Genomic DNA, 21,557 nt, shown 5'->3' on the forward strand with positions numbered 1-21,557 from the left:
GACGTCGAGCCCAGACGGACGCCTATGAACCCGAATTTTCTTGATTTCGAACAGCCGATCGCCGACCTGCAAGCCAAGATCGAAGAGTTGCGCTTGGTCGGTAATGACAATTCGCTGAATATCGGCGATGAGATTTCCCGCCTGCAGGACAAGAGCAACACCCTGACCGAGGACATCTTCGGCAAGCTCACCAGCTGGCAGATCGCACGTCTGGCACGGCACCCACGTCGTCCATACACCCTGGACTACATCCAGCACATCTTCACCGAGTTCGACGAGCTGCATGGCGATCGCCACTTCTCCGACGACGCGGCGATTGTCGGTGGGGTTGCCCGCCTGGACGAGCAGCCGGTGATGATCATCGGTCATCAGAAAGGCCGCGAAGTACGCGAGAAAGTGCGTCGCAACTTCGGCATGCCGCGTCCGGAAGGTTATCGCAAGGCCTGCCGCCTGATGGAAATGGCCGAACGCTTCAAGATGCCGATCCTGACCTTCATCGACACCCCGGGCGCCTATCCGGGCATCGACGCTGAAGAGCGCAACCAGAGCGAGGCCATTGCCTGGAACCTGCGGGTCATGGCGCGCCTGAAGACCCCGATTATCGCTACCGTGATCGGTGAGGGCGGTTCCGGCGGCGCATTGGCCATCGGCGTCTGCGACCAGTTGAACATGCTGCAATATTCCACTTATGCGGTGATTTCGCCGGAAGGCTGCGCCTCGATCCTGTGGAAAACCTCGGAAAAGGCTGCCGATGCGGCAGAGGCCATGGGCATCACCGCAGAGCGTCTGAAAGGCCTGGGCATTGTCGACAAGGTCATCAGCGAGCCACTGGGCGGCGCCCACCGTGATCCGGCGGCGGCTGCCGCTTCGATCCGTGCCGAGCTCAGCTCGCAGCTGGCGATGCTCAAGGAAATGGATAACGACACCTTGCTGGCCCGTCGTTATGACCGCCTGATGAGCTACGGTCTCTGATCGACTAGCGCTTTCCCCGATAGGGGCACGCTCGTTCGCGACCCAGGCGCCGCCATCGATTCGATGGCGGCGTCGTTGCTTATAGCGGGGCAAGTGACTGCGCCAGCCGGCCGCTCCTACAGGTTTCGATCGCTGCATGAACGCTCTCAGCCCCCAATTACTGCACAGTCTGAGGCCCTGGCTCGATGCCAAGGTCTGGCGTGTCGCCCTCTCCGGTGGTCTTGACTCCACTGTCCTGCTGCACCTGCTTGCCAGTCTGGCGCACCGGCAACGCTTGCCGACACTGCAGGCTGTGCATATCCACCATGGGCTGCAAGAAGCGGCGGATGCCTGGCCGGATCATTGCCAGGCGATCTGTGATGCCCTGGGCGTGCCCCTGAAAGTGATTCGCGTGCAGGTGCAGGCTGGTGCCAGTCTTGAACAGGCCGCCCGTGAGGCTCGATACGGGGCTTTTGCAGCGCTCACCGCGGCGCATGAACTGCTGCTGACGGCGCAGCATCGTGATGATCAGGCCGAAACCCTGCTGTTTCGTCTGTTGCGCGGAGCCGGGGTCCGGGGCTTGTCGGCAATGCCGATGTGCCGGCCTCTGGGGGGCGGGCAGTTGCTGCGACCTTTGCTTGGCGTGTCGCGTCAGGAGCTTGAGCGCTATGCCTCCGAGCATGGCCTGAGTTGGGTCGAGGACCCTTCGAATGCCGATCATCAGTATTCGCGCAACTACCTGCGGCATCAGGTCATGCCCTCTTTGCTGGCCCGCTGGCCTCAGGCCGCTACCTGCATGAGTCGCAGCGCCGCGCACCTGAGGGAGGCCCAGGGCCTGCTCGACGAGCTGGCGGCGCTGGACCTGTCGGCTGCCGAGGGCGGGGACTGTTTTTCCTGGCTTGGCCTGCCGTCGCTGGCCCTTGCGCCGTTGCAGGCCCTGTCCCCGGCCCGCCAGCGCAATGCCCTGAGCCATTGGCTGGGTGGTTTTGGCCGTTTGCCCGATACCGATCATTGGCACGGCTGGGAGAACCTGCGGGATGCCGGCGCCGATGGCCGGCCGCTGTGGCGCCTGGCCGATGGTGAGCTGCATCGTGCGTGCGGGCGGGTCTGGTGGTTGTCCGGTGCCTGGTTGCAGCCGGTGCAGGGGCCGGTTGAATGGCTGGATCCGACATGCCCATTGCGTTTGCCGGGCAATGGCCAGGTGTTTTTCAGTGGAAGGGCGCCCCAGGGACCGTTGCGCATAGGCTACCGACAGGGAGGGGAGGTCGTGCAGGTGGCAGGGCGCGGCCATCGTGACCTGAAGCGTTTGCTCAACGAAGCCGGGCTACCGGGTTTTGTCCGTGGCAGATTGCCGCTGTTGTATCAGGGGGAGCGGCTGTTGGCGCTGGCTAACCTGCCTGGGCCCGGCGCGGAACCTCTGGCCGACTGGCAATTGCATTGGCGACCACTGACCAGCGATCAAGGTTTGAGCTGAAAGGGGCTTTCCGGTAGACTACGCTCCCTTCTTGATACAACTTCTGTGGATTCGCCTGAATTGCAGGAGTTGCCGATTACCAAGCAGTCTTTGCTGGGCGATTCCAAAAAATGTGTAGCGAGCAACCTACCGGTGTTTTTGCATCCGGTCTGTCACCACGCGGCGGTTTTTTTGAAAGGTGCACTGTGATTAATGCAGGTGATCGGGGGCTTCGGCCTTCCTTCGCTTTCCCCGGCGGCACTGACCGCTTTAACGCAGACTTCTAGGGTTTTTCATGACGCGCTACATATTCGTCACGGGCGGTGTTGTTTCTTCATTGGGGAAAGGCATTGCCTCGGCTTCATTGGCGGCCATCCTGGAGGCGCGGGGGCTTAAGGTCACCATGCTCAAGCTGGACCCGTACATCAACGTCGACCCAGGCACTATGAGCCCGTTCCAGCACGGTGAAGTGTTCGTCACCCACGACGGCGCCGAGACCGACCTGGACCTGGGCCACTACGAGCGGTTCATCCGCACGACCATGACCCAGAACAACAACTTCACCACTGGCCGTGTCTACGAGCACGTACTGCGCAAGGAGCGCCGTGGTGACTACCTGGGCGCCACCATCCAGGTGATTCCGCACATCACCGACGAGATCAAGCGTCGCATCATCAAGGGCGCCGGCGATGCCGACGTGGCCCTGGTGGAAATCGGCGGTACCGTGGGCGACATCGAGTCGCAACCGTTCCTCGAAGCCATCCGCCAGTTGCGGGTCGAAGTCGGCTCCAAGCGCGCGATGCTGATGCACCTGACCCTGGTTCCGTACATCGCCACTGCCGGCGAAACCAAGACCAAGCCAACCCAGCACTCGGTGAAGGAGCTGCGCTCCATCGGCCTGCAGCCTGACGTGCTGATCTGCCGCTCCGACCATCCGGTGGATGTGTCCTCGCGTCGCAAGATCGCCCTGTTCACCAACGTTGAAGAGCGTGCGGTGATTTCCCTGGAAGACGTCGACACCATCTACAAGATCCCGGCCGTGCTGCACGCCCAGGGCCTGGATGACTTCGTCGTCGAGCGTTTCGGTCTGCAATGCAACGGCGCCGACCTGTCCGAGTGGGAAAAGGTGGTGGACGCCAAGCTCAACCCCGAGCACGAAGTCACCATCGCCATGGTCGGCAAGTACATGGAGCTGCTGGACGCCTACAAGTCGCTGATCGAAGCGATGAGTCACGCCGGCATCACCAACCGCACCAAGGTCAACCTGCGCTACATCGACTCCGAAGACATCGAGAACCAGGGCACCGCGCTGCTGGAAGGCGTCGACGCGATCCTGGTTCCGGGCGGTTTCGGCTTGCGTGGCGTGGAAGGCAAGATCACCGCTGTGCAATACGCTCGCGAGAACAAGGTGCCGTACCTGGGTATCTGCCTGGGCATGCAAGTGGCTGTCATCGAATTCGCCCGTAATGTCATGGGCTGGAAAGATGCCAACTCCACCGAATTCGATCGCGCCAGCGGTCACCCGGTCGTCGGCCTGATCACCGAGTGGGAAGATGCCACCGGCGCCGTCGAAGTGCGTAACGAAGCGTCCGACCTGGGCGGCACCATGCGCCTGGGCGCTCAGGAATGCTTGCTCGAAGCGGGCTCCAAGGTGCACGACTGCTACGCCAAGGACGTGATCGTCGAGCGTCACCGCCACCGTTATGAAGTGAACAACAAGTTGCTGCCGCAACTGATCGAGGCGGGCCTGAAGATCTCCGGTCGCTCGGGCGACGGCGCGCTGGTCGAAGTGGTCGAAGCTGCGGATCATCCATGGTTCGTCGCTTGCCAGTTCCACCCCGAGTTCACCTCGACGCCACGTGACGGTCACCCACTGTTCAGCGGTTTCGTCAAAGCTGCATTGGCTCAACACCAGAAGAAGGCTTGAACCTGATGGCGCAGAAGATCATCCGCGTAGGCAACATCGAGATCGCCAACGACAAGCCGATGGTGCTGTTCGGCGGCATGAACGTGCTGGAAAGCCGCGACATGGCGATGCAGGTCTGTGAAGAGTACGTGCGGGTGACCGAGAAGCTCGGGATCCCCTACGTGTTCAAGGCCAGCTTCGACAAGGCCAACCGTTCGTCGGTGACCTCCTACCGTGGCCCGGGCCTGGAAGAGGGCATGCGGATTTTCGAAGACGTGAAGCAGGCCTTCGGCGTGCCGATCATCACCGACGTCCACGAGCCGGCCCAGGCCGCCGTGGTCGCCGAAGTCTGCGACATCATCCAGTTGCCGGCGTTTCTCTCGCGGCAGACCGACCTAGTGGTGGCCATGGCCAAGACCGGCGCGGTGATCAACATCAAGAAGGCCCAGTTCCTCGCGCCCCAGGAAATGAAGCACATCCTGAGCAAGTGCGAAGAGGCGGGCAACGATCAGTTGATCCTCTGCGAGCGCGGTTCCAGCTTCGGCTACAACAACCTGGTGGTGGACATGCTCGGCTTCGGCATCATGAAACAGTTCGAGTACCCGGTGTTCTTCGACGTTACCCATGCCCTGCAGATGCCGGGCGGTCGCGCCGACTCCGCTGGCGGTCGTCGGGCCCAGGTCACCGACCTGGCCAAGGCCGGCATGAGCCAATCCCTGGCGGGTCTGTTCCTGGAAGCCCATCCGGATCCCGACCACGCCAAGTGCGACGGTCCCTGCGCCCTGCGTCTGGACAAGCTTGAGCCGTTCCTGGCTCAGCTCAAGGCTCTGGACGAACTGGTCAAGAGTTTCCCCACGGTAGAAACCGCGTAAAAAACGGCGACTTCCTCTGTAGGAGCCGGCTGACCGGCACCGCGTTTTCGCGGGCCTGTTCGCCGGCAAGCCGGCTCCTATGAACCAGCAGTTTGACCCACAAGTTATAAATCGAGCGGTACTCAGCGTTTTCGTCAACTTTGGAGTGTTTACAACAATGGCAAAAATCGTCGACATCAAAGGTCGTGAAGTTCTCGACTCCCGTGGCAACCCCACTGTCGAAGCGGACGTGCTTCTCGACAACGGCATCATCGGCAGTGCTTGCGCGCCGTCCGGTGCCTCCACCGGCTCGCGCGAAGCGCTGGAGCTGCGTGATGGCGACAAGAGCCGTTACCTGGGCAAGGGCGTGCTCAAGGCGGTAGCCAACATCAACGGTCCGATCCGCGATCTGTTGCTGGGTAAAGACCCGATCGACCAGAAAGCGCTGGATCACGCGATGATCGCCCTGGACGGTACCGAGAACAAAGCCTCCCTGGGCGCCAACGCCATCCTCGCCGTGTCCCTGGCTGCGGCCAAGGCTGCTGCCCAGGACCAGGACCTGCCGCTGTACGCCCACATCGCCAACCTCAACGGCACTCCAGGCGTCTACTCGATGCCTGTACCGATGATGAACATCATCAACGGTGGCGAGCACGCCGATAACAACGTCGACATCCAGGAATTCATGGTGCAGCCAGTCGGCGCCAAGTCTTTCTCGGAAGGTCTGCGCATGGGCACCGAGATTTTCCATCACCTCAAAGCCGTGCTGAAGGCCCGTGGCCTGAACACTGCGGTGGGTGACGAAGGTGGCTTCGCCCCGAACCTGGCCTCCAACGAAGACGCGCTGAAAGTCATCTCCGAAGCCGTGGCCAACGCCGGTTACACCCTGGGCACCGACGTGACCCTGGCTCTGGACTGCGCCGCCAGCGAATTCTATGAAGACGGCAAGTACAACCTGTCCGGCGAAGGCCAGGTGTTCACCGCCGAAGGTTTCGCCGAGTACCTCAAAGGTCTGACTCAGCGCTACCCGATCATCTCCATCGAAGACGGCCTGGACGAGTCTGACTGGGCGGGCTGGAAGATTCTTACCGACAAGATCGGCGACAAGGTGCAACTGGTCGGTGACGACCTGTTCGTGACCAACACCAAGATCCTGAAAGAAGGCATCGACAAGAAGATCGCCAACTCGATCCTGATCAAGTTCAACCAGATCGGCACCCTGACCGAAACCCTGGAAGCCATCCAGATGGCCAAGGCTGCCGGTTACACCGCCGTGATCTCGCACCGTTCCGGCGAAACCGAAGATTCGACCATTGCCGACCTGGCCGTGGGCACCTCGGCTGGCCAGATCAAGACCGGCTCCCTGTGCCGTTCCGATCGCGTATCCAAGTACAACCAATTGCTGCGTATCGAAGAGCAATTGAACGGCAAGGCCAAGTACAACGGTCGCGGCGAGTTTCGCGGCTAAGCAGTAGATGGTAAAAAGACACCGGATTGTGTCGGGAAAATCGCGACAGCGAGTTTTTTGCCACTAATCTGATGCCTTAAGAGCACAAGCCTGGTTCTTCCAGGCTTCGTGCTATCAGTAGGTCCGAAGTTGTTGGCATGGCTGTCTTTTTTCACTGGATACCCGATATTCGATGCGCAGTCCCAATTGGTTGTTCCTGGTCTTGCTCTTGCTGCTGGCCGGCTTGCAGTACCGCCTGTGGGTGGGGAACGGCAGCTTGGCCCAGGTAGCTGACCTGACTCAGCAGATTGCCGACCAGCACGCTGAAAACGAGCGTCTGCTGGAGCGAAATCGCGTACTCGATGCGGAAGTCATGGAGTTGAAGAAGGGCATGGAGACCGTGGAAGAGCGGGCTCGCCATGAGCTGGGCATGGTCAAGGAGGGTGAAACCCTCTACCAGTTGGCCCAATGAGCAATCGGCTACCGGCCTTCTGGGCCGTGATTCCTGCCGCGGGCGTCGGTGCCCGCATGGCCGCGGACCGTCCCAAGCAGTACCTGCAACTGGGCGGACGCACAATTCTCGAACACAGCCTCGGCTGTTTTCTCGATCATCCCGGCCTCAAGGGGCTGGTGGTCAGTCTGGCGCTGGATGATCCCTACTGGCCGACCCTGGCCTGCGCCCACGATTCGCGGATTCAGCGGGTCGAAGGTGGCGCCGAGCGCTCCGGTTCGGTGCTCAATGCCCTGCTTCATCTGCACGCCCAGGGCGCGGCCGACGAAGACTGGGTGCTGGTTCACGATGCCGCGCGCCCCAATCTTTCCCGAGATGACCTGGACAAGTTACTGGGCGAGTTGGCGCACGACCCGGTGGGCGGGCTGCTGGCGGTGCCGGCCCGGGACACCCTGAAGCGGATCGACAAGCACGGAAGGGTTCTGGAAACCGTGGATCGCAGCCTGATCTGGCAAGCCTACACACCGCAGATGTTCCGGCTTGGCGCGCTGCACCGGGCCCTGGCCGACAGCCTGGTGGCCGATGTGGCGGTCACCGATGAGGCTTCGGCAATGGAATGGGCCGGGCAGGCGCCACGCCTGATCGAAGGCCGCTCCGACAACCTCAAGGTCACTCGTCCCGAGGACCTTGAGTGGCTGCGCCAGCGTTGGTCCAATCGGCGCTGATCGCGGGCGGCCGACGAACCTCGTAGCCGCTGCCGCAGGCTGCGAACGACTCCGAAGGAGGCGCCGCTCTTGAAACCTGAAGGCCCTGCGGGCCTTGTCGCAGCCTGCGGCAGCGGCTACACATCGCGGTATTCCGGGCGTTCGGCCAAGCCGTGCTTGAGATAGTCCACCAGCTTGCGCACTTTCGGCGACAGATGCCGTTGCTGCGGGTACAGCGCCCAGACCGCGGTATTGGGCGGCTGGTGAGCGTCCAGCAAGGAAACCAGCGTACCGTCCTGCAGGTGCTCCAGCACGTAGTAGTCCGGCAGTTGGCAGAGCCCGACGCCTTGTAACGCCGCATCCAGCACTGCCTGTCCGCTGTTGCAGCGCCAGTTGCCTTGCACCCGTTGCGAAAATTCGCGCCCATCGACCTCCAACTGCCAGATATCCGAGCTGCCAATCAGGCAGTTGTGCCGGCTCAATTCCGACAGGCTGTGAGGGCGGCCATAGCGCTCCAGATAGGAGGGCGATGCACATAGGTACATGCGGCGTGGTGCCAGGCGAGTGGCGACCAGGCGTGAGTCCTGCAGGCGTCCCAGGCGAATGGCCAGGTCGAGCCCCTCGTGCACCAGGTCCAGAGGCCGGTTGCTCAATTCGATGTCCACCCGCAACTGTGGATAAAGGCTCATGAAGCGCGTGACCAGTGGCACGATGAACCGCTCGCCATAGGCCACTGCGCAAGTCATGCGCAGCATGCCCTTGGGCTCGCTGGTCAGGTCCCCTACGGCGCGCAACGCTTCCTCGCGACCGTCCTGCAAGCGTTGGCAATGCTGGAGGAAGGTCTGTCCGGCCTCGGTCAGGGTGACGCGACGGGTACTGCGATACAGCAGGCGGGTCTGCAAGCGCTCTTCGAGGCGCGCCACCTGGCGGCTGATGTGAGATGAGGAAACCCCCAGGCGCTCGGCAGCGGCAGTGAACTGGCTGCATTCGGCAACCGCGACAAATTCGTCGATGCCTTCCCAACGGTTTTCGCTCATTGATTATCCCTGCATGGCAATAATGTTTTGCTTTTGCCTGGATTATTCATCGCATTGCGCTGTTTTACACTCACTGCCTCGTTTTTATTCGCTGGAGAGTCAGGATGATCAAGTCACGTGCTGCCGTAGCCTTCGAGGCCAAGAAGCCCCTGGAAATCGTCGAAGTGGATGTCGCCATGCCCAAGGCCGGCGAAGTGCTGTTGCGGGTCGTCGCTTCCGGCGTCTGCCACACCGACGCCTACACCCTGTCCGGCGCCGATCCGGAAGGCATCTTTCCGGCGATCCTCGGCCATGAGGGTGGTGCAGTCGTAGAAGCGGTGGGTGAGGGCGTGACCTCGGTGGCCGTGGGCGATCATGTGATTCCGCTGTACACCCCGGAATGCGGCCAGTGCAAATTCTGCCTGTCGGGCAAGACCAACCTCTGTCAGGCCATTCGTGCAACCCAGGGCAAAGGCTTGATGCCTGACGGCACCACGCGCTTTTCCTACAAAGGCCAGCCCATTTTCCACTACATGGGCACCTCGACATTCTCCGAGTACACCGTGCTGCCGGAAATTTCCGTGGCCAAGATCCCCAAGGAAGCGCCGCTGGAAAAGGTCTGCCTGCTGGGTTGCGGCGTGACCACTGGCATTGGTGCGGTGATCAACACCGCCAAGGTCAAGGCCGGTGACACCGTGGCCATCTTCGGCCTGGGCGGCATTGGCCTGTCGGCGGTAATCGGCGCGGTCAAGGCCAAGGCCGGGCGCATTATTGCCATCGATATCAACCCGGCCAAGTTCGAGATCGCCAAGCAACTGGGCGCTACTGACTGCGTCAACCCCAAGGACTTCGATCGTCCGATCCAGGAGGTCATTGTCGACATGACCGACGGCGGCGTGGATTTCTCCTTCGAATGCATCGGCAATGTCCAGCTGATGCGCGCCGCGCTGGAATGCTGCCACAAGGGCTGGGGCGAGTCGGTGATCATTGGGGTGGCCGGTGCCGGCCAGGAAATTTCGACCCGTCCCTTCCAGTTGGTGACCGGTCGCGTATGGCGTGGTTCGGCTTTTGGCGGCGTGCGTGGTCGCAGCGAACTGCCAAGCTACGTGGAAATGTCCCAGACCGGCGAAATCCCGCTGGATACCTTCATTACTCACACCATGGGCCTGGAAGACATCAACAAGGCCTTCGACCTGATGCACGAAGGCAAGAGCATTCGTTCGGTCATTCATTTCTAAGAGCAGCGGCAAGCGGCAAGCCACAAGCACCAAGAAGGGATTCCCACTTGCGGCTTGTAGCTTGCGGCTTGTGGCTGGAGGTCTGCCATGAGTCTGGAAAACCTTTCCTGCCAGAAGAGCTTCGGCGGCTGGCACAAACGCTACAAGCATCATTCCCAGGTGTTGGGCTGCGACATGGTGTTCGCGGTGTATTTGCCGCCCCAGGCGGAACAGGGCGGCAAGCTACCGGTGCTTTACTGGTTGTCCGGCCTGACCTGCACCGACGAGAACTTCATGCAAAAGGCCGGCGCCCAACGGCTGGCGGCGGAGCTTGGTCTGATCATCGTCGCTCCGGATACCAGCCCTCGCGGCGCCGGCGTGCCCGGTGACCCTGAGGGCGCCTGGGACTTTGGCCTGGGAGCCGGGTTCTATCTGAACGCGACCCAGGAGCCCTGGGCCCAGCATTATCGGATGCATGACTATGTGGTGAACGAACTGCCGGAATTGGTAGAGGCGCATTTTCCCGCGTCGCAGAAACGTGGGATCAGCGGGCACTCCATGGGCGGTCATGGGGCATTGGTCTGTGCCTTGCGTAATCCCGGTCGCTATCAGTCGGTTTCGGCGTTCGCTCCTATCAGTAATCCCATGGATTGTCCTTGGGGGCAGAAGGCGTTTTCCCGTTACCTGGGTGAGGAACGTTCACGCTGGCGTGAATGGGATGCCAGCGTACTGCTTGCCGAAGCCAGGGAAAAACTGACGTTGCTGGTGGATCAAGGGGATCGAGATGACTTTCTCGCCACCCAGCTCAAGCCAGAAGTGCTGCAGCAGGCGGCCAGGAGCGCCGGCCATCAGCTGACGCTGCGGATGCAGCCGGGCTACGACCACAGCTACTTCTTCATCGCCAGCTTTATCGACGATCACTTGCAGCACCATGCACGTGCTCTTAACGCCTAATGCCTGCCAAAGCAGGTAGAATCACGCCCTGACTTTTTCGGGGCGTTTTTTTATGCGTATTGGCCACGGCTACGATGTGCACCGTTTCGCTGAGGGCGACTTCATTACTTTGGGTGGTGTGCGCATCGCCCATCATTGCGGCTTGCTCGCCCACTCCGACGGTGACGTGTTGTTGCACGCGCTCAGTGATGCCCTGCTGGGCGCTGCGGCGCTGGGGGACATCGGCAAGCATTTTCCGGACACCGATCCGCAGTTCAAAGGTGCCGACAGCCGCGTCCTGCTGCGTCATGTTGTCGCGCTGATCCACGCCAAAGGCTGGAAGGTCGGCAACGTCGACAACACCATCGTCGCCCAGGCCCCGAAAATGGCGCCTCATATTGAAACCATGCGGGCCTTGATTGCCGAGGACCTGCAAGTTGAACTGGACCAAGTGAACGTGAAGGCCACCACCACTGAAAAACTCGGTTTCGTCGGCCGCGAGGAAGGTATCGCGGTGCACTCCGTGGCCTTGTTGCTGCGCCCATGAATGAATCGCAACTGTTGGGCCCGCGGGCCTATGGTGACGCCCTGGGCAGCGCGGTGCTCAAGGCCACTGCCGAAGATTTCCAAGTCGATGAAGTGCTCGATATCCCGCTGAGCGGTGAAGGCGAGCACCTGTGGCTGTGGGTGGAAAAGCGTGGCCTGAATACCGAAGAGGCCGCGCGGCGGATTGCCAAGGCCGCCGGAGTATCGTTGCGCACCGTCAGCTACGCCGGGCTCAAGGATCGCCAGGCGCTGACTCGCCAATGGTTCAGCGTGCAACTGCCGGGCAAGGCTGACCCGGATCTTGGCGCTGCGGAAAACCACACCCTGAAAATCCTCAAGGCTACCCGCCACAAGCGCAAGCTGCAGCGCGGTGCCCATGCGGCCAACGGTTTTACCCTGCGCCTGACAGAGCTCACGGCGGATCATGCGGCCATCGATGAGCGTTTGCGCCAGATCGCCCAGCACGGGATTCCCAACTATTTTGGCGCCCAGCGGTTTGGCCACGACGGCGGCAACCTGGTGGATGCCCGTAGCTGGGCCGCGCGCCAGGCCTTGCCAGAGCAGCGCAATGTGCGTTCGCGCCTGCTTTCCACGGCCCGCAGCTATCTGTTCAATCAGGTGCTGGCGGCACGGGTGGCAGACGGCAGCTGGCAGCAGGCGCAAGTCGGTGACCTGCTGGCGTTTACCGACAGTCGCAGTTTTTTCATGGCCGGGCCTGACGAGTGCTCGGACCCGCGCCTGGCGATTCTCGACCTGCACCCCACCGGTCCGTTGTGGGGCGAGGGCGCCTCTCCGGCGAGCGGTGTGTCCTACGAGCTTGAGCAACAGATTGCCGGCCGTGAGGCGGCACTGTGTGATTGGCTGATCAGAGCCGGCATGAGCCACGAACGACGCATCCTGCGGCTGCCCATTGGCGGTTTGACGTGGCATTATCCCGAGCCTGACATTCTGCAACTGGAATTCGTCCTGCCGGCCGGGTGTTTCGCCACCGCATTGGTGCGTGAACTCGTCGATCTGGTGCCGGTGGGGCAGACGGACAGCTCATGCGTATTCTGATTTCTAACGATGATGGGGTAACCGCACCCGGTATCGCCGCGCTGCATGCTGCGCTGGCGGATTACGCCGACTGTGTGGTGATCGCACCGGACCAGGACAAAAGCGGCGCCAGCAGCTCGCTGACGCTTGACCGTCCGTTGCATCCGCATACCCTCGGCAATGGCTTCATCAGCATCAACGGCACGCCGACCGACTGTGTGCACCTGGGGCTCAACGGCCTGCTGGAGCATGAGCCGGACATGGTGGTGTCGGGGATCAACCTGGGGGCCAACCTCGGGGATGACGTGCTGTACTCCGGAACGGTCGCCGCAGCCCTGGAAGGGCGCTTTCTGCAGCGTCCGGCGATTGCCTTTTCGCTGGTGTCGCGGCAGGTGGAAAACCTTGCCACGGCGGCCCATTTCGCGCGCAAGCTGGTGCAGGCTCAGGGCTTGCTGGATTTACCACCACGGACGGTGTTGAACGTGAATATTCCCAACCTGCCACTGGATCATATTCGTGGCATACAGCTGACCCGCCTGGGCCATCGCGCGCGCGCGGCGGCACCGATGAAGGTCGTCGATCCCCGCGGCAAGTCGGGTTACTGGATTGCCGCCGCCGGAGATGCCGAAGATGGCGGCCCGGGCACCGATTTTCATGCGGTGATGCAAGGTTATGTCTCCATCACTCCGTTGCAGCTGGATCGCACGTTCAATGACGCGTTCCGGAGCCTGGACGGCTGGTTGGAGGGGCTGCGCTGATGGCTCGTGAGCAAGACGATTTGCTGCGACGGGGGATCGGCATGACTTCCCAGCGTACCCGCGAACGCCTGATTCAACGGCTCTACGATGAAGGGCTGTCCAATCCACAGGTATTGGAAGTCATTCGTCGTACGCCGCGGCACCTGTTCGTTGATGAAGCCCTGGCCCATCGGGCCTATGAAGACACGGCCCTGCCGATCGGCCACAACCAGACCATCTCCCAGCCTTACATGGTGGCGCGCATGAGCGAGCTGCTGCTGGAGGCCGGCCCTCTGGACAAGGTCCTGGAGATAGGCACCGGGTCCGGCTACCAGACGGCGGTGCTGTCGCAGTTGGTGGAGCGGGTGTTTTCGGTGGAGCGGATCAAGGTCCTGCAGGACCGTGCCAAGGAACGGCTGCAGGAGTTGAACCTGCGCAATGTGGTGTTTCGCTGGGGTGACGGTTGGGAGGGCTGGCCAGCCTTGGCGCCTTACAACGGCATCATCGTGACCGCTGTGGCCACTGATGTTCCCCAGGCGCTGCTCGACCAGCTGGCTCCGGGCGGACGCCTGGTGATTCCGGTGGGGGCAGGAGAAGTGCAGCAGTTGATGCTGATCATTCGAGAAGAACACGGCTTTGCCCGGCATGTCCTGGGGGCGGTGCGTTTTGTGCCTCTGCTCAATGGGCCGCTGGCCTGAGTATTTGTCGGGGCTGGGTGAATTCTGTTTGAAGCGCTGTGTCTTAGTGCCGTATTGATCGTCAATGAGTCTGGTGGCCTTCAATGGTCATTTCTTGCCACTGTGTGGTGCGCTTTGCCAGCGGTAAAGCGCGGTCGTCCAGTTATACTTGCGTCATTTCACGCCTGAGCAAGGCAATCTATATCGTCAACCACCATAAAGGGAGCGGCGGGTGAGTCTCACAGTCATTGCGCAGCGAATAGGTATATCAAGCTTTCAGCGACTGATGATTGGCCTTGTCTTGAGTTCCTTGTTGGTCGGTTGTTCCAGTACCAAGTCCAGCAGCGTAGGTGTGGTTGAGCGCAGTAATACCGCCGCGCCTCAGCGTCCGACAGTCACGACTGGGCAATATGTGGTGCGTCGTGGCGACACCTTGTTCTCCATTGCCTTCCGCTATGGCTGGGACTACAAGGCATTGGCCGCTCGCAACAATATTGCCGAGCCCTATACCATCCATCCCGGGCAAACCATTCGCTTTGATGGCCGCACTGGCGCAGCGCCGGCCACGGTGGTTACCAGTACCCAGTCCGGTGCCTCGTCGTCGAGCAAGACCACGGTTATTCGTCGTCCCGTTGGTGCTGCTACGGCCCCCGCAACGGCTCCAGCATCGGGCACCGCAGCCCCCGCAGCCCCCGCGGCCAGCAAGCCGGCGCCTGCCCCGGTTACGCCTGCGGGCCCCGCACCGACAGGTTGGGGCTGGCCTTCAAACGGCGTTCTGATTGGAAAATTCTCTTCAAACGGTAGTTTGAATAAAGGCATTGATATCGCCGGGGATTTGGGACAGCCTGTTTTAGCTGCGTCTGATGGGACGGTGGTTTACGCCGGGAGTGGCTTAAGGGGCTACGGCGAATTAGTCATCATCAAACACAACGAAACCTACGTCAGTGCTTACGGCCACAACCGCAAGCTATTGGTTCGGGAGGGACAGCAGGTCAAAGTCGGACAGACAATTGCCGAGATGGGATCAACTGGTACAGACCGGGTGAAACTGCACTTTGAGATTCGCCGACAAGGTAAACCTGTAGATCCGCTGCAATTCCTGCCACGACGTTGATCCGTCACCAGCCTGTTCCACTCACGTAGAGGGAACAGGCTCCAGCGTTGCCAAGGATTAAGGCGCCGCTTGAGCCTGAGGTCGAACTCACCAAAGGACTATAACAATGGCTCTCAGTAAAGAAGTGCCGGAGTTTGACATCGACGATGAAGTTCTCCTTATGGAGAGCAGTATCGATATGGATTCGATGTCGAATAATGAGGGGGCAACTCCACCTTCCGTTCGCGCCAAATCCAAAAGCTCCGCATCACTTAAGCAACACAAGTACATTGATTACACGCGCGCCCTCGATGCGACGCAGTTGTATCTCAATGAAATCGGTTTTTCTCCATTGCTCTCTCCTGAAGAGGAAGTGCACTTTGCGCGTTTGTCGCAGAGTGGCGACCCGGCCGGGCGCAAACGCATGATTGAAAGCAACTTGCGCCTGGTGGTGAAAATCGCCCGGCGCTATGTCAATCGCGGCTTGTCGCTGCTGGACCTGATCGAAGAGGGCAACCTCGGCCTGATCCGGGCAGTTGAGAAGTTCGACCCGGAACGCGGTTTCCGCTTTTCGACCTACGCCACCTGGTGGATTCGTCAGACCATCGAACGGGCGATCATGAATCAGACCCGCACCATTCGGCTGCCGATTCATGTGGTCAAAGAGCTCAACGTCTACCTGCGCGCCGCCCGTGAGTTGACGCAAAAACTCGATCATGAACCCTCTCCCGAAGAAATCGCCAACCTGCTGGAGAAGCCGGTGGCCGAAGTCAAACGCATGCTCGGTCTGAATGAGCGGGTTTCTTCGGTTGATGTCTCGCTGGGACCGGATTCGGACAAAACCCTGCTGGACACCCTGACGGATGACCGTCCGACGGATCCTTGTGAGCTTTTGCAGGACGACGATCTGTCACAAAGCATCGATCAATGGCTTTCCGAACTGACTGAAAAGCAGCGTGAAGTTGTGGTTCGCCGCTTTGGTCTGCGGGGTCACGAGAGCAGCACGCTCGAAGACGTCGGCCTGGAGATCGGCCTGACCCGCGAGCGGGTTCGGCAGATTCAGGTTGAAGGGCTCAAGCGCCTGCGGGAGATCCTTGAGAAGAATGGCCTGTCCAGTGAGTCGCTGTTCCAGTAGCTTCTGGAACTGATTCGCAAGAGCCCCGATTCGTTCGGGGCTTTTTATTGGCTAAGTGTTTTGGCCCTGAGTGCGCGGATTCTGATCAAGGATGGGATTACTCTTAACTTGCGTGTAAGCAATAGATTACTTTTTCGTAGGTGTTCGGTTCGCTAGTGCTTCAGGCTTGCCTAAAACACCTTAGGCTATTTTTTATCTATTTGATTTATAAGGGTATTTTTTATTTTTCCTGTTGGCCTTCGACAGTATTTCCCGGGATAGGTGCGATTGCTCTTATCAGGGAACTCTCTAATATCAGCCCTGTGTCGACGGATAGACACAGCCATCAAGGACGATGGTCAGGACATCGCAGGAAGCGATTCATCAGGACGATGAAAAGGAACACAGGGACTAGGGAAAAAGTGGGCGGGTCATACCGCCCCTTTTTTTTGCCTGGCGAAAAGTCCCCAATCGCAAGAACCCCCTTCCCAGAAACGCAAAAAGGCCCGCAAGGGGCCTTTTCAGGAACGCGGGGCAATCAGCGTTCGAGGTCTTTGATCTTGCCTTTGACGCCATCCCACTCTTCGGCATCCGGCAACGGTTCTTTCTTTTCAGTGATGTTCGGCCAGATCTCTGCCAGCTCGACGTTCAACTGAATGAATTCCTGCATTTCTTCCGGGACTTCATCCTCGGAGAAAATAGCTACAGCGGGGCACTCAGGCTCGCACAGCGCGCAGTCAATGCACTCATCCGGGTGAATCACCAGGAAGTTCGGGCCTTCGTAAAAGCAGTCCACCGGACAGACTTCTACGCAGTCGGTGTACTTGCACTTGATGCAGTTGTCGGTGACGACGAAGGTCATTTCTAATTCTCTCCTCAGGCGGCGGCAGCGGAGCCCCAACATGACGGGGTCGCCAGGTTTGGGAGCGATAGTCTGCGAACCAGGCTAATAGTCCGCAGCATCCCAAACCGCGCGAGATTCTAACAGCTTGAAGGCGTTCGCGTTAGATGCGCGTCTTCAATGTATAGAGCATTTCCAGCGCTCGGCGCGGGGTCATGTCATCCAGATCCAGCTTGGCCAGTTCGTCCAGTACCGGATGCGGCAGGCTGGCGAACATGTCGCTTTGCTGCGGAACCGAGGATTTACCCGGTGCTGGAGGCGCCACCTCATGGGGCAAACTGGTGGTTTCCAGACGGCTCAAGTGCTCCCTGGCGCGGCTGATGACAGCGCTGGGAACCCCGGCCAGCTGGGCTACCGCCAGGCCGTAGCTCTGGCTGGCAGGTCCTGGCAGGACGTGGTGCAGGAACACGATGCGTTCATTGTGCTCGGTGGCATTGAGGTGCACGTTGGCCACCAGCGGTTCGCTTTCCGGCAGTACGGTCAGCTCGAAGTAGTGGGTGGCGAACAGGGTGTAGGCCCGTAGCTGGGCGAGACGTTCTGCCGCAGCCCAGGCCAGGGATAGTCCGTCGAAAGTGCTGGTACCGCGGCCCACTTCGTCCATCAACACCAGGCTGCGCTCCGTGGCGTTGTGCAGGATGTTCGCGGTTTCGCTCATTTCCACCATGAAGGTCGAACGGCCGCCGGCCAGGTCGTCGCTGGAACCGATCCGGGTGAAGATCCGGTCCACCAGAGACAGCTCGCAGCTGGCCGCCGGGACGAAGCTGCCGATATGGGCCAGCAGCACGATCAGCGCGGTCTGGCGCATATAGGTGGATTTACCGCCCATGTTCGGACCGGTGATCACCAGCATCCGCGTGTTGTCGTCCAGGCTCAGGTCGTTGGCCACAAAAGGCGTGGTCAAGACTTGCTCCACCACCGGGTGACGACCCTGGGTGATGCGCATGCACGGCTCGCTGACAAAACGCGGGCAATTGAGGTCCAGGTTCAAGGCGCGCTCGGCCAGGTTGCTCAGCACATCCAGCTCCGCCAGGGCGCCGGCGGTGTCCTGCAGGGGTGGCAGATGGCTGATCAGGGTTTCCAGCAGCGCATCGTAGAGCATCTTCTCCCGGGCCAGGGCCCGGCTCTTGGCCGACAGCGCCTTGTCTTCGAACGCTTTGAGTTCCGGCGTGATGAAGCGCTCGGCGCCTTTCAGGGTCTGCCGGCGAATGTAGTCCGCCGGTGCCTGCTCGGCCTGCTTGCTGGGCAGCTCGATGAAATAGCCGTGAATGCGGTTGTAGCCGACCTTGAGGTTGGCCAGGCCGGTACGGGCTTTCTCGCGGGCTTCCAGGTCGATCAGGAACTGCCCGGCGTTCTCGCTCAAGGATTGCAGCTCGTCCAGCTCGGCGTCGTAGCCGGTCTTGAGCACGCCGCCGTCACGGATCACCGCCGGCGGGTTGTCGATGATGGCCTTGGCCAGCAGCGCTGCCAGCTCCGGGTAGGTGCTGGTGGTGAGCGCCAACTGCTTGAGGTGATCCGCCTCCAGCTCAGTCATCGCCTCTTGCAGTTCCGGCAGCGCGGCCAGGGCGTCGCGCAGGCGGGCCAGGTCGCGCGGACGGGCGTTGCGCAAGCCGATTCGCGCGAGAATCCGCTCAATGTCGCCGATTTCCTTCAGCTGCGGTTGCAGCCGTTCGAAGCGGTAACCGTCCAGCAAACAGGTAATGGACGACTGACGCGCCTGCAGGACCTTGAGGTCGCGCAGCGGGCGGTTCAACCAGCGAGTCAGCAGGCGGCTGCCCATGGCGGTCTGGCAGCGATCGACCACCGATTGCAGGGTGTTGTCGCGCCCACCGGCCAGATTGGTGTCCAGCTCCAGGTTGCGGCGGCTGGCGCCGTCCAGCACCACGGTGTCGTCCAGGCGTTCGTGACGCAGGCTGCGCAAGTGGGGCAGGGCGGTGCGCTGGGTTTCCTTGGCGTAGCTGAGCAGGCAACCGGCGGCGCCGATGGCCAGGGTCAGGGTCTCGCAACCAAAGCCCTTGAGGTCCTGGGTGGAGAACTGCTGGCAGAGGCTCTTGTGAGCCGAATCGCGCTCGAAATCCCAGGGCGCGCGGCGCCTTGTACCGCGGCGTTTTTCCGCCGGCAGGCCCTGTGGCCAGTCATCGGGGATCAGCAGTTCGACCGGATTGATCCGCTCCAGCTCGGCCAGCAGGTTTTCCCAGCCCTTGATTTCCAGGACGCTGAAGTTGCCGCTGGTGATATCCAGTACCGCCAGGCCGAACAGGCGCTCATCGCCCAGCACGGCGGCAATCAGGTTGTCGCGGCGCTCGTCCAGCAGGGCTTCGTCGCTGACAGTACCCGGGGTGATGATGCGCACCACCTGGCGCTCCACCGGGCCTTTGCTGGTCGCGGGGTCACCAACCTGCTCGCAGATCACCACCGACTCGCCGAGTTTCACCAGTTTGGCCAGGTAGCCCTCGGCGGCGTGGTAGGGAATGCCGCACATGGGAATCGCCTGGCCCGCCGACTGTCCGCGCGCCGTCAGGGTGATGTCCAGCAGCTTGGCGGCCTTCTTCGCGTCTTCATAGAAGATCTCGTAGAAGTCGCCCATGCGGTAGAACATCAACTGATCAGGGTGCTGGTTCTTGAGGCGCCAGTACTGCTGCATCATCGGCGTGTGGGAGGACAGATCGGAGGTAGTTTTACTCATTGGTATTTAGGCGGATTCGTTGAATGGGTGAAGCAAAGGAGCGCTGGGCCCGGCTTTTTGCAGATGGCGGCAAGGTTACCATGGGTGCCCCGGGCTCGCAGGCACCAAGGCGCGAGCAGGTTTGTCCGGCAAATGCATTGCAAATATGCAAAACAGCATTTGTCATTGCCTAAAAGATCGAGCAATATGCGTTCTATGCAAATACGCAATGTTTCTACCGTCTTAAGAGAGCTGCTGGATCGCGACGGAATCTCCCCCACGGAGCTTCACCGCCGTACCGGTGTGCCTCAATCCACCCTCTCGCGGATTCTCAGCGGGAAGATCGTCGATCCCTCGGATAAGCACATCTCGCGGATCGCCGAATACTTCCAGGTGAGCACCGATCAACTGCGCGGGCGCGTGGACATCGCGCCTGCCCGCGCGGCGGCCCCCCGTGACGAGATTCATTCGGAACTCAAGGACATAAGCCTGTGGGACGACGATACCCCTGTCGATGACGACGAGGTGTCGGTTCCCTTTCTGCGTGAGGTTGAATTGGCTGCTGGATCAGGAAGATTCGTCATCGAGGAAAGCGAGCGCGCCAGCCTGCGCTTCGGCAAGCGCAGCCTGCGGCACAACGGCGTGCAGTTCGATCAGGCCAAGTGCGTCACGGTGCGGGGCAATAGCATGTTGCCGGTGCTGCGCGATGGCGCCACGGTCGGGGTCAATGCCGGCAAATGCGCCATTGGCGACATCATCGATGGCGACCTCTACGCGATCAACCACAATGGCCAGCTGCGGGTGAAGCAGCTGTATCGCCTGCCCACCGGGATCCGCCTGCGCAGTTTCAACCGCGATGAACATCCGGACGAGGACTACAGCTTCCAGGAGATCCAGGAGGAGCAGATCAGCATCCTCGGTCACGTTTTCTGGTGGGGCATGTACGCCCGCTAAGTCATCACGGTCAGACACAGCCCGCCACTGAGCGGGCTTTTTTTCGCCCTCGAAAAATCCTCCCCCCCTGCATTTATGCGGGCTCCATGCGCGCGTGCAATTTTTGCGCATAAATAAATGCATTTACGCATTGACTGCATATGCATGAATGCATATTATCCATCTCAAGCCGTTCAACAACGGCTGCAACGACGCTCTTTAGTGGCAAAGCAAAGGCAGCGATGAACCGGCCTCGACGGTTCAGAGGGTTGGCAACTGACCCGGGTGTGCAGCGTAAAGCACCAGAAGCAGTTATCCGGCGGACAGGGTCGCGGTCGGAGGAACAATTTGAATGGGTCCGTACCGCACCAGTAGTGCCGAAAGACCAAGGTTTGCATTACTGAAAAGCCCGGGCGACCGGGCTTTTTGGAATGCCTGCCTAACGTGGGCCGCCAATAGACAGGGACCCCTTGAATCACCCTTTTCAGCTTTCCATCAACTGGCCATCTCGCTGGCCTCAATCCGCACGGGAGACGTGAATGACAAACGAGCAGCAAGCGTTGCTGGACATGCCGATCTGGCTGGTCATCGTCCTGGCGCTGGTCGGTGGCGTTTCCGGCGAAATGTGGCGCGCCGACAAGGAGGGCGCCCGTGGCTGGTCGCTGTTACGGCGCCTGGCGCTGCGCTCTGGAGCCTGCGTGGTCTGCGGGGTCTCGGCCATCATGCTGCTGTATGCCGCCGGCGTCTCGATCTGGACCGCCTGTGCCTTCGGTTGCCTGACCGCCATGGCCGGTGCCGACGTCGCCATCGGCCTCTACGAGCGCTGGGCGGCCAAGCGCATCGGAGTATGCGAACCGCCCTCACGGGACTCGAACCCGGATCAGCGCTGATTCCGCATCGGCTCCGGCCTTCAACAAGGCTCATCGGCCC

20 protein-coding genes are annotated in these 21,557 nt (G+C 60.8%); 17 read left to right on the top strand and 3 right to left on the bottom strand.

Features of this window, described 5'->3' with window-relative positions; all coding sequences use genetic code 11:
* The first annotated feature begins 24 nt into the window (after positions 1 to 24).
* The 7 genes from POS17_RS05970 (at position 25) to ispD (ending at position 7,784) form a co-directional block, all read left to right on the top strand.
* Positions 25 to 972 carry an acetyl-CoA carboxylase carboxyltransferase subunit alpha gene (locus POS17_RS05970; protein ID WP_016964689.1) on the top strand — a complete coding sequence of 316 codons (948 nt, stop codon included), beginning with the start codon at positions 25 to 27 and terminating at the stop codon, positions 970 to 972.
* Positions 973 to 1,108: 136 nt separating this feature from the next.
* Positions 1,109 to 2,425, top strand: a complete 1,317-nt coding sequence (gene tilS / locus POS17_RS05975) for a tRNA lysidine(34) synthetase TilS (RefSeq protein WP_060837771.1) — start codon at positions 1,109 to 1,111, stop codon at positions 2,423 to 2,425.
* A 274-nt stretch (positions 2,426 to 2,699) separates the two neighbouring features.
* Positions 2,700 to 4,331 carry a CTP synthase gene (locus POS17_RS05980; protein ID WP_016964687.1) on the top strand — a complete coding sequence of 544 codons (1,632 nt, stop codon included), beginning with the start codon at positions 2,700 to 2,702 and terminating at the stop codon, positions 4,329 to 4,331.
* 5 nt (positions 4,332 to 4,336) lie between these two features.
* Positions 4,337 to 5,182 carry a 3-deoxy-8-phosphooctulonate synthase gene (gene kdsA / locus POS17_RS05985; RefSeq protein ID WP_042940934.1) on the top strand — a complete coding sequence of 282 codons (846 nt, stop codon included), beginning with the start codon at positions 4,337 to 4,339 and terminating at the stop codon, positions 5,180 to 5,182.
* Between the two features lie 157 nt (positions 5,183 to 5,339).
* Positions 5,340 to 6,629: a phosphopyruvate hydratase gene (eno, locus tag POS17_RS05990; protein WP_060837772.1), complete on the top strand. Its 1,290-nt coding sequence runs from the start codon at positions 5,340 to 5,342 to the stop codon at positions 6,627 to 6,629.
* Between the two features lie 172 nt (positions 6,630 to 6,801).
* Positions 6,802 to 7,080: a cell division protein FtsB gene (ftsB, locus tag POS17_RS05995; RefSeq protein WP_011059544.1), complete on the top strand. Its 279-nt coding sequence runs from the start codon at positions 6,802 to 6,804 to the stop codon at positions 7,078 to 7,080.
* Positions 7,077 to 7,784, top strand: a complete 708-nt coding sequence (ispD, locus tag POS17_RS06000; RefSeq protein WP_060837773.1) for a 2-C-methyl-D-erythritol 4-phosphate cytidylyltransferase — start codon at positions 7,077 to 7,079, stop codon at positions 7,782 to 7,784. The genes ftsB and ispD overlap by 4 nt, the downstream gene beginning before the upstream one ends.
* 116 nt (positions 7,785 to 7,900) lie before the next feature.
* Here ispD and POS17_RS06005 read toward each other — a convergent pair whose 3' ends face one another.
* Positions 7,901 to 8,800: a LysR substrate-binding domain-containing protein gene (locus POS17_RS06005; RefSeq protein ID WP_060837774.1), complete on the bottom strand. Its 900-nt coding sequence runs from the start codon at positions 8,798 to 8,800 to the stop codon at positions 7,901 to 7,903.
* 104 nt (positions 8,801 to 8,904) lie between these two features.
* Between POS17_RS06005 and POS17_RS06010 the strand changes: the two genes are divergently transcribed.
* The 8 genes from POS17_RS06010 (at position 8,905) to rpoS (ending at position 16,152) form a co-directional block, all read left to right on the top strand.
* On the top strand, positions 8,905 to 10,017 hold the full coding sequence (locus tag POS17_RS06010; RefSeq protein ID WP_060837775.1) for an S-(hydroxymethyl)glutathione dehydrogenase/class III alcohol dehydrogenase: 1,113 nt from the start codon (positions 8,905 to 8,907) through the stop codon (positions 10,015 to 10,017).
* Between the two features lie 87 nt (positions 10,018 to 10,104).
* Positions 10,105 to 10,950 carry an S-formylglutathione hydrolase gene (gene fghA / locus POS17_RS06015; protein WP_060837776.1) on the top strand — a complete coding sequence of 282 codons (846 nt, stop codon included), beginning with the start codon at positions 10,105 to 10,107 and terminating at the stop codon, positions 10,948 to 10,950.
* Between the two features lie 52 nt (positions 10,951 to 11,002).
* A complete protein-coding gene (ispF, locus tag POS17_RS06020) occupies positions 11,003 to 11,476 on the top strand; it encodes a 2-C-methyl-D-erythritol 2,4-cyclodiphosphate synthase (protein WP_060837777.1) in 474 nt (157 codons plus the stop codon).
* On the top strand, positions 11,473 to 12,531 hold the full coding sequence (gene truD / locus POS17_RS06025) for a tRNA pseudouridine(13) synthase TruD (RefSeq protein ID WP_060837778.1): 1,059 nt from the start codon (positions 11,473 to 11,475) through the stop codon (positions 12,529 to 12,531). Before ispF ends, truD begins: the two co-directional genes overlap by 4 nt.
* The gene (surE, locus tag POS17_RS06030) at positions 12,519 to 13,268 is read left to right on the top strand and encodes a 5'/3'-nucleotidase SurE (protein WP_047302063.1); all 750 of its coding nucleotides are present in this window, start codon (positions 12,519 to 12,521) and stop codon (positions 13,266 to 13,268) included. Before truD ends, surE begins: the two co-directional genes overlap by 13 nt.
* Positions 13,269 to 13,309: 41 nt before the next feature.
* A complete protein-coding gene (locus tag POS17_RS06035; RefSeq protein WP_173655928.1) occupies positions 13,310 to 13,945 on the top strand; it encodes a protein-L-isoaspartate(D-aspartate) O-methyltransferase in 636 nt (211 codons plus the stop codon).
* A 211-nt stretch (positions 13,946 to 14,156) separates the two neighbouring features.
* On the top strand, positions 14,157 to 15,038 hold the full coding sequence (locus tag POS17_RS30725; RefSeq protein WP_082729826.1) for a peptidoglycan DD-metalloendopeptidase family protein: 882 nt from the start codon (positions 14,157 to 14,159) through the stop codon (positions 15,036 to 15,038).
* A 106-nt stretch (positions 15,039 to 15,144) separates the two neighbouring features.
* Positions 15,145 to 16,152: an RNA polymerase sigma factor RpoS gene (gene rpoS / locus POS17_RS06040; protein ID WP_016964675.1), complete on the top strand. Its 1,008-nt coding sequence runs from the start codon at positions 15,145 to 15,147 to the stop codon at positions 16,150 to 16,152.
* Between the two features lie 517 nt (positions 16,153 to 16,669).
* Here the strand turns inward: rpoS and fdxA are convergent.
* On the bottom strand, positions 16,670 to 16,993 hold the full coding sequence (gene fdxA / locus POS17_RS06045; RefSeq protein ID WP_016964674.1) for a ferredoxin FdxA: 324 nt from the start codon (positions 16,991 to 16,993) through the stop codon (positions 16,670 to 16,672).
* Positions 16,994 to 17,135: 142 nt separating this feature from the next.
* Complete coding sequence (mutS, locus tag POS17_RS06050; protein WP_060837779.1) at positions 17,136 to 19,715, bottom strand: DNA mismatch repair protein MutS; 2,580 nt, start codon at positions 19,713 to 19,715, stop codon at positions 17,136 to 17,138.
* Positions 19,716 to 19,901: 186 nt separating this feature from the next.
* On the opposite strand from mutS, the gene POS17_RS06055 reads away from it, so the two are divergent.
* Positions 19,902 to 20,648: a LexA family transcriptional regulator gene (locus POS17_RS06055; protein WP_060837780.1), complete on the top strand. Its 747-nt coding sequence runs from the start codon at positions 19,902 to 19,904 to the stop codon at positions 20,646 to 20,648.
* A gap of 518 nt (positions 20,649 to 21,166) precedes the next feature.
* Positions 21,167 to 21,517: a phage holin family protein gene (locus POS17_RS06060; protein ID WP_016967167.1), complete on the top strand. Its 351-nt coding sequence runs from the start codon at positions 21,167 to 21,169 to the stop codon at positions 21,515 to 21,517.
* Positions 21,518 to 21,557 lie beyond the last annotated feature (40 nt).

The organism is Pseudomonas sp. Os17 (assembly GCF_001547895.1).
Taxonomy (GTDB): domain Bacteria; phylum Pseudomonadota; class Gammaproteobacteria; order Pseudomonadales; family Pseudomonadaceae; genus Aquipseudomonas.

Excerpts from the sequence above, each read along its gene's own strand:
- POS17_RS06005 (WP_060837774.1), bottom strand. The coding sequence starts at position 8,800 with ATGAGCGAAAACCGTTGGGAAGGCATCGACGAATTTGTCGCGGTTGCC.
- ispF (WP_060837777.1), top strand. The coding sequence starts at position 11,003 with ATGCGTATTGGCCACGGCTACGATGTGCACCGTTTCGCTGAGGGCGAC.
- rpoS (WP_016964675.1), top strand. The coding sequence starts at position 15,145 with ATGGCTCTCAGTAAAGAAGTGCCGGAGTTTGACATCGACGATGAAGTT.
- POS17_RS06035 (WP_173655928.1), top strand. The coding sequence starts at position 13,310 with ATGACTTCCCAGCGTACCCGCGAACGCCTGATTCAACGGCTCTACGAT.
- fghA (WP_060837776.1), top strand. The coding sequence starts at position 10,105 with ATGAGTCTGGAAAACCTTTCCTGCCAGAAGAGCTTCGGCGGCTGGCAC.
- fdxA (WP_016964674.1), bottom strand. The coding sequence starts at position 16,993 with ATGACCTTCGTCGTCACCGACAACTGCATCAAGTGCAAGTACACCGAC.
- kdsA (WP_042940934.1), top strand. The coding sequence starts at position 4,337 with ATGGCGCAGAAGATCATCCGCGTAGGCAACATCGAGATCGCCAACGAC.
- POS17_RS06055 (WP_060837780.1), top strand. The coding sequence starts at position 19,902 with ATGCGTTCTATGCAAATACGCAATGTTTCTACCGTCTTAAGAGAGCTG.
- ftsB (WP_011059544.1), top strand. The coding sequence starts at position 6,802 with ATGCGCAGTCCCAATTGGTTGTTCCTGGTCTTGCTCTTGCTGCTGGCC.
- surE (WP_047302063.1), top strand. The coding sequence starts at position 12,519 with ATGCGTATTCTGATTTCTAACGATGATGGGGTAACCGCACCCGGTATC.
- ispD (WP_060837773.1), top strand. The coding sequence starts at position 7,077 with ATGAGCAATCGGCTACCGGCCTTCTGGGCCGTGATTCCTGCCGCGGGC.
- eno (WP_060837772.1), top strand. The coding sequence starts at position 5,340 with ATGGCAAAAATCGTCGACATCAAAGGTCGTGAAGTTCTCGACTCCCGT.
- truD (WP_060837778.1), top strand. The coding sequence starts at position 11,473 with ATGAATGAATCGCAACTGTTGGGCCCGCGGGCCTATGGTGACGCCCTG.
- POS17_RS06010 (WP_060837775.1), top strand. The coding sequence starts at position 8,905 with ATGATCAAGTCACGTGCTGCCGTAGCCTTCGAGGCCAAGAAGCCCCTG.
- POS17_RS05970 (WP_016964689.1), top strand. The coding sequence starts at position 25 with ATGAACCCGAATTTTCTTGATTTCGAACAGCCGATCGCCGACCTGCAA.
- tilS (WP_060837771.1), top strand. The coding sequence starts at position 1,109 with ATGAACGCTCTCAGCCCCCAATTACTGCACAGTCTGAGGCCCTGGCTC.
- mutS (WP_060837779.1), bottom strand. The coding sequence starts at position 19,715 with ATGAGTAAAACTACCTCCGATCTGTCCTCCCACACGCCGATGATGCAG.
- POS17_RS06060 (WP_016967167.1), top strand. The coding sequence starts at position 21,167 with ATGACAAACGAGCAGCAAGCGTTGCTGGACATGCCGATCTGGCTGGTC.
- POS17_RS05980 (WP_016964687.1), top strand. The coding sequence starts at position 2,700 with ATGACGCGCTACATATTCGTCACGGGCGGTGTTGTTTCTTCATTGGGG.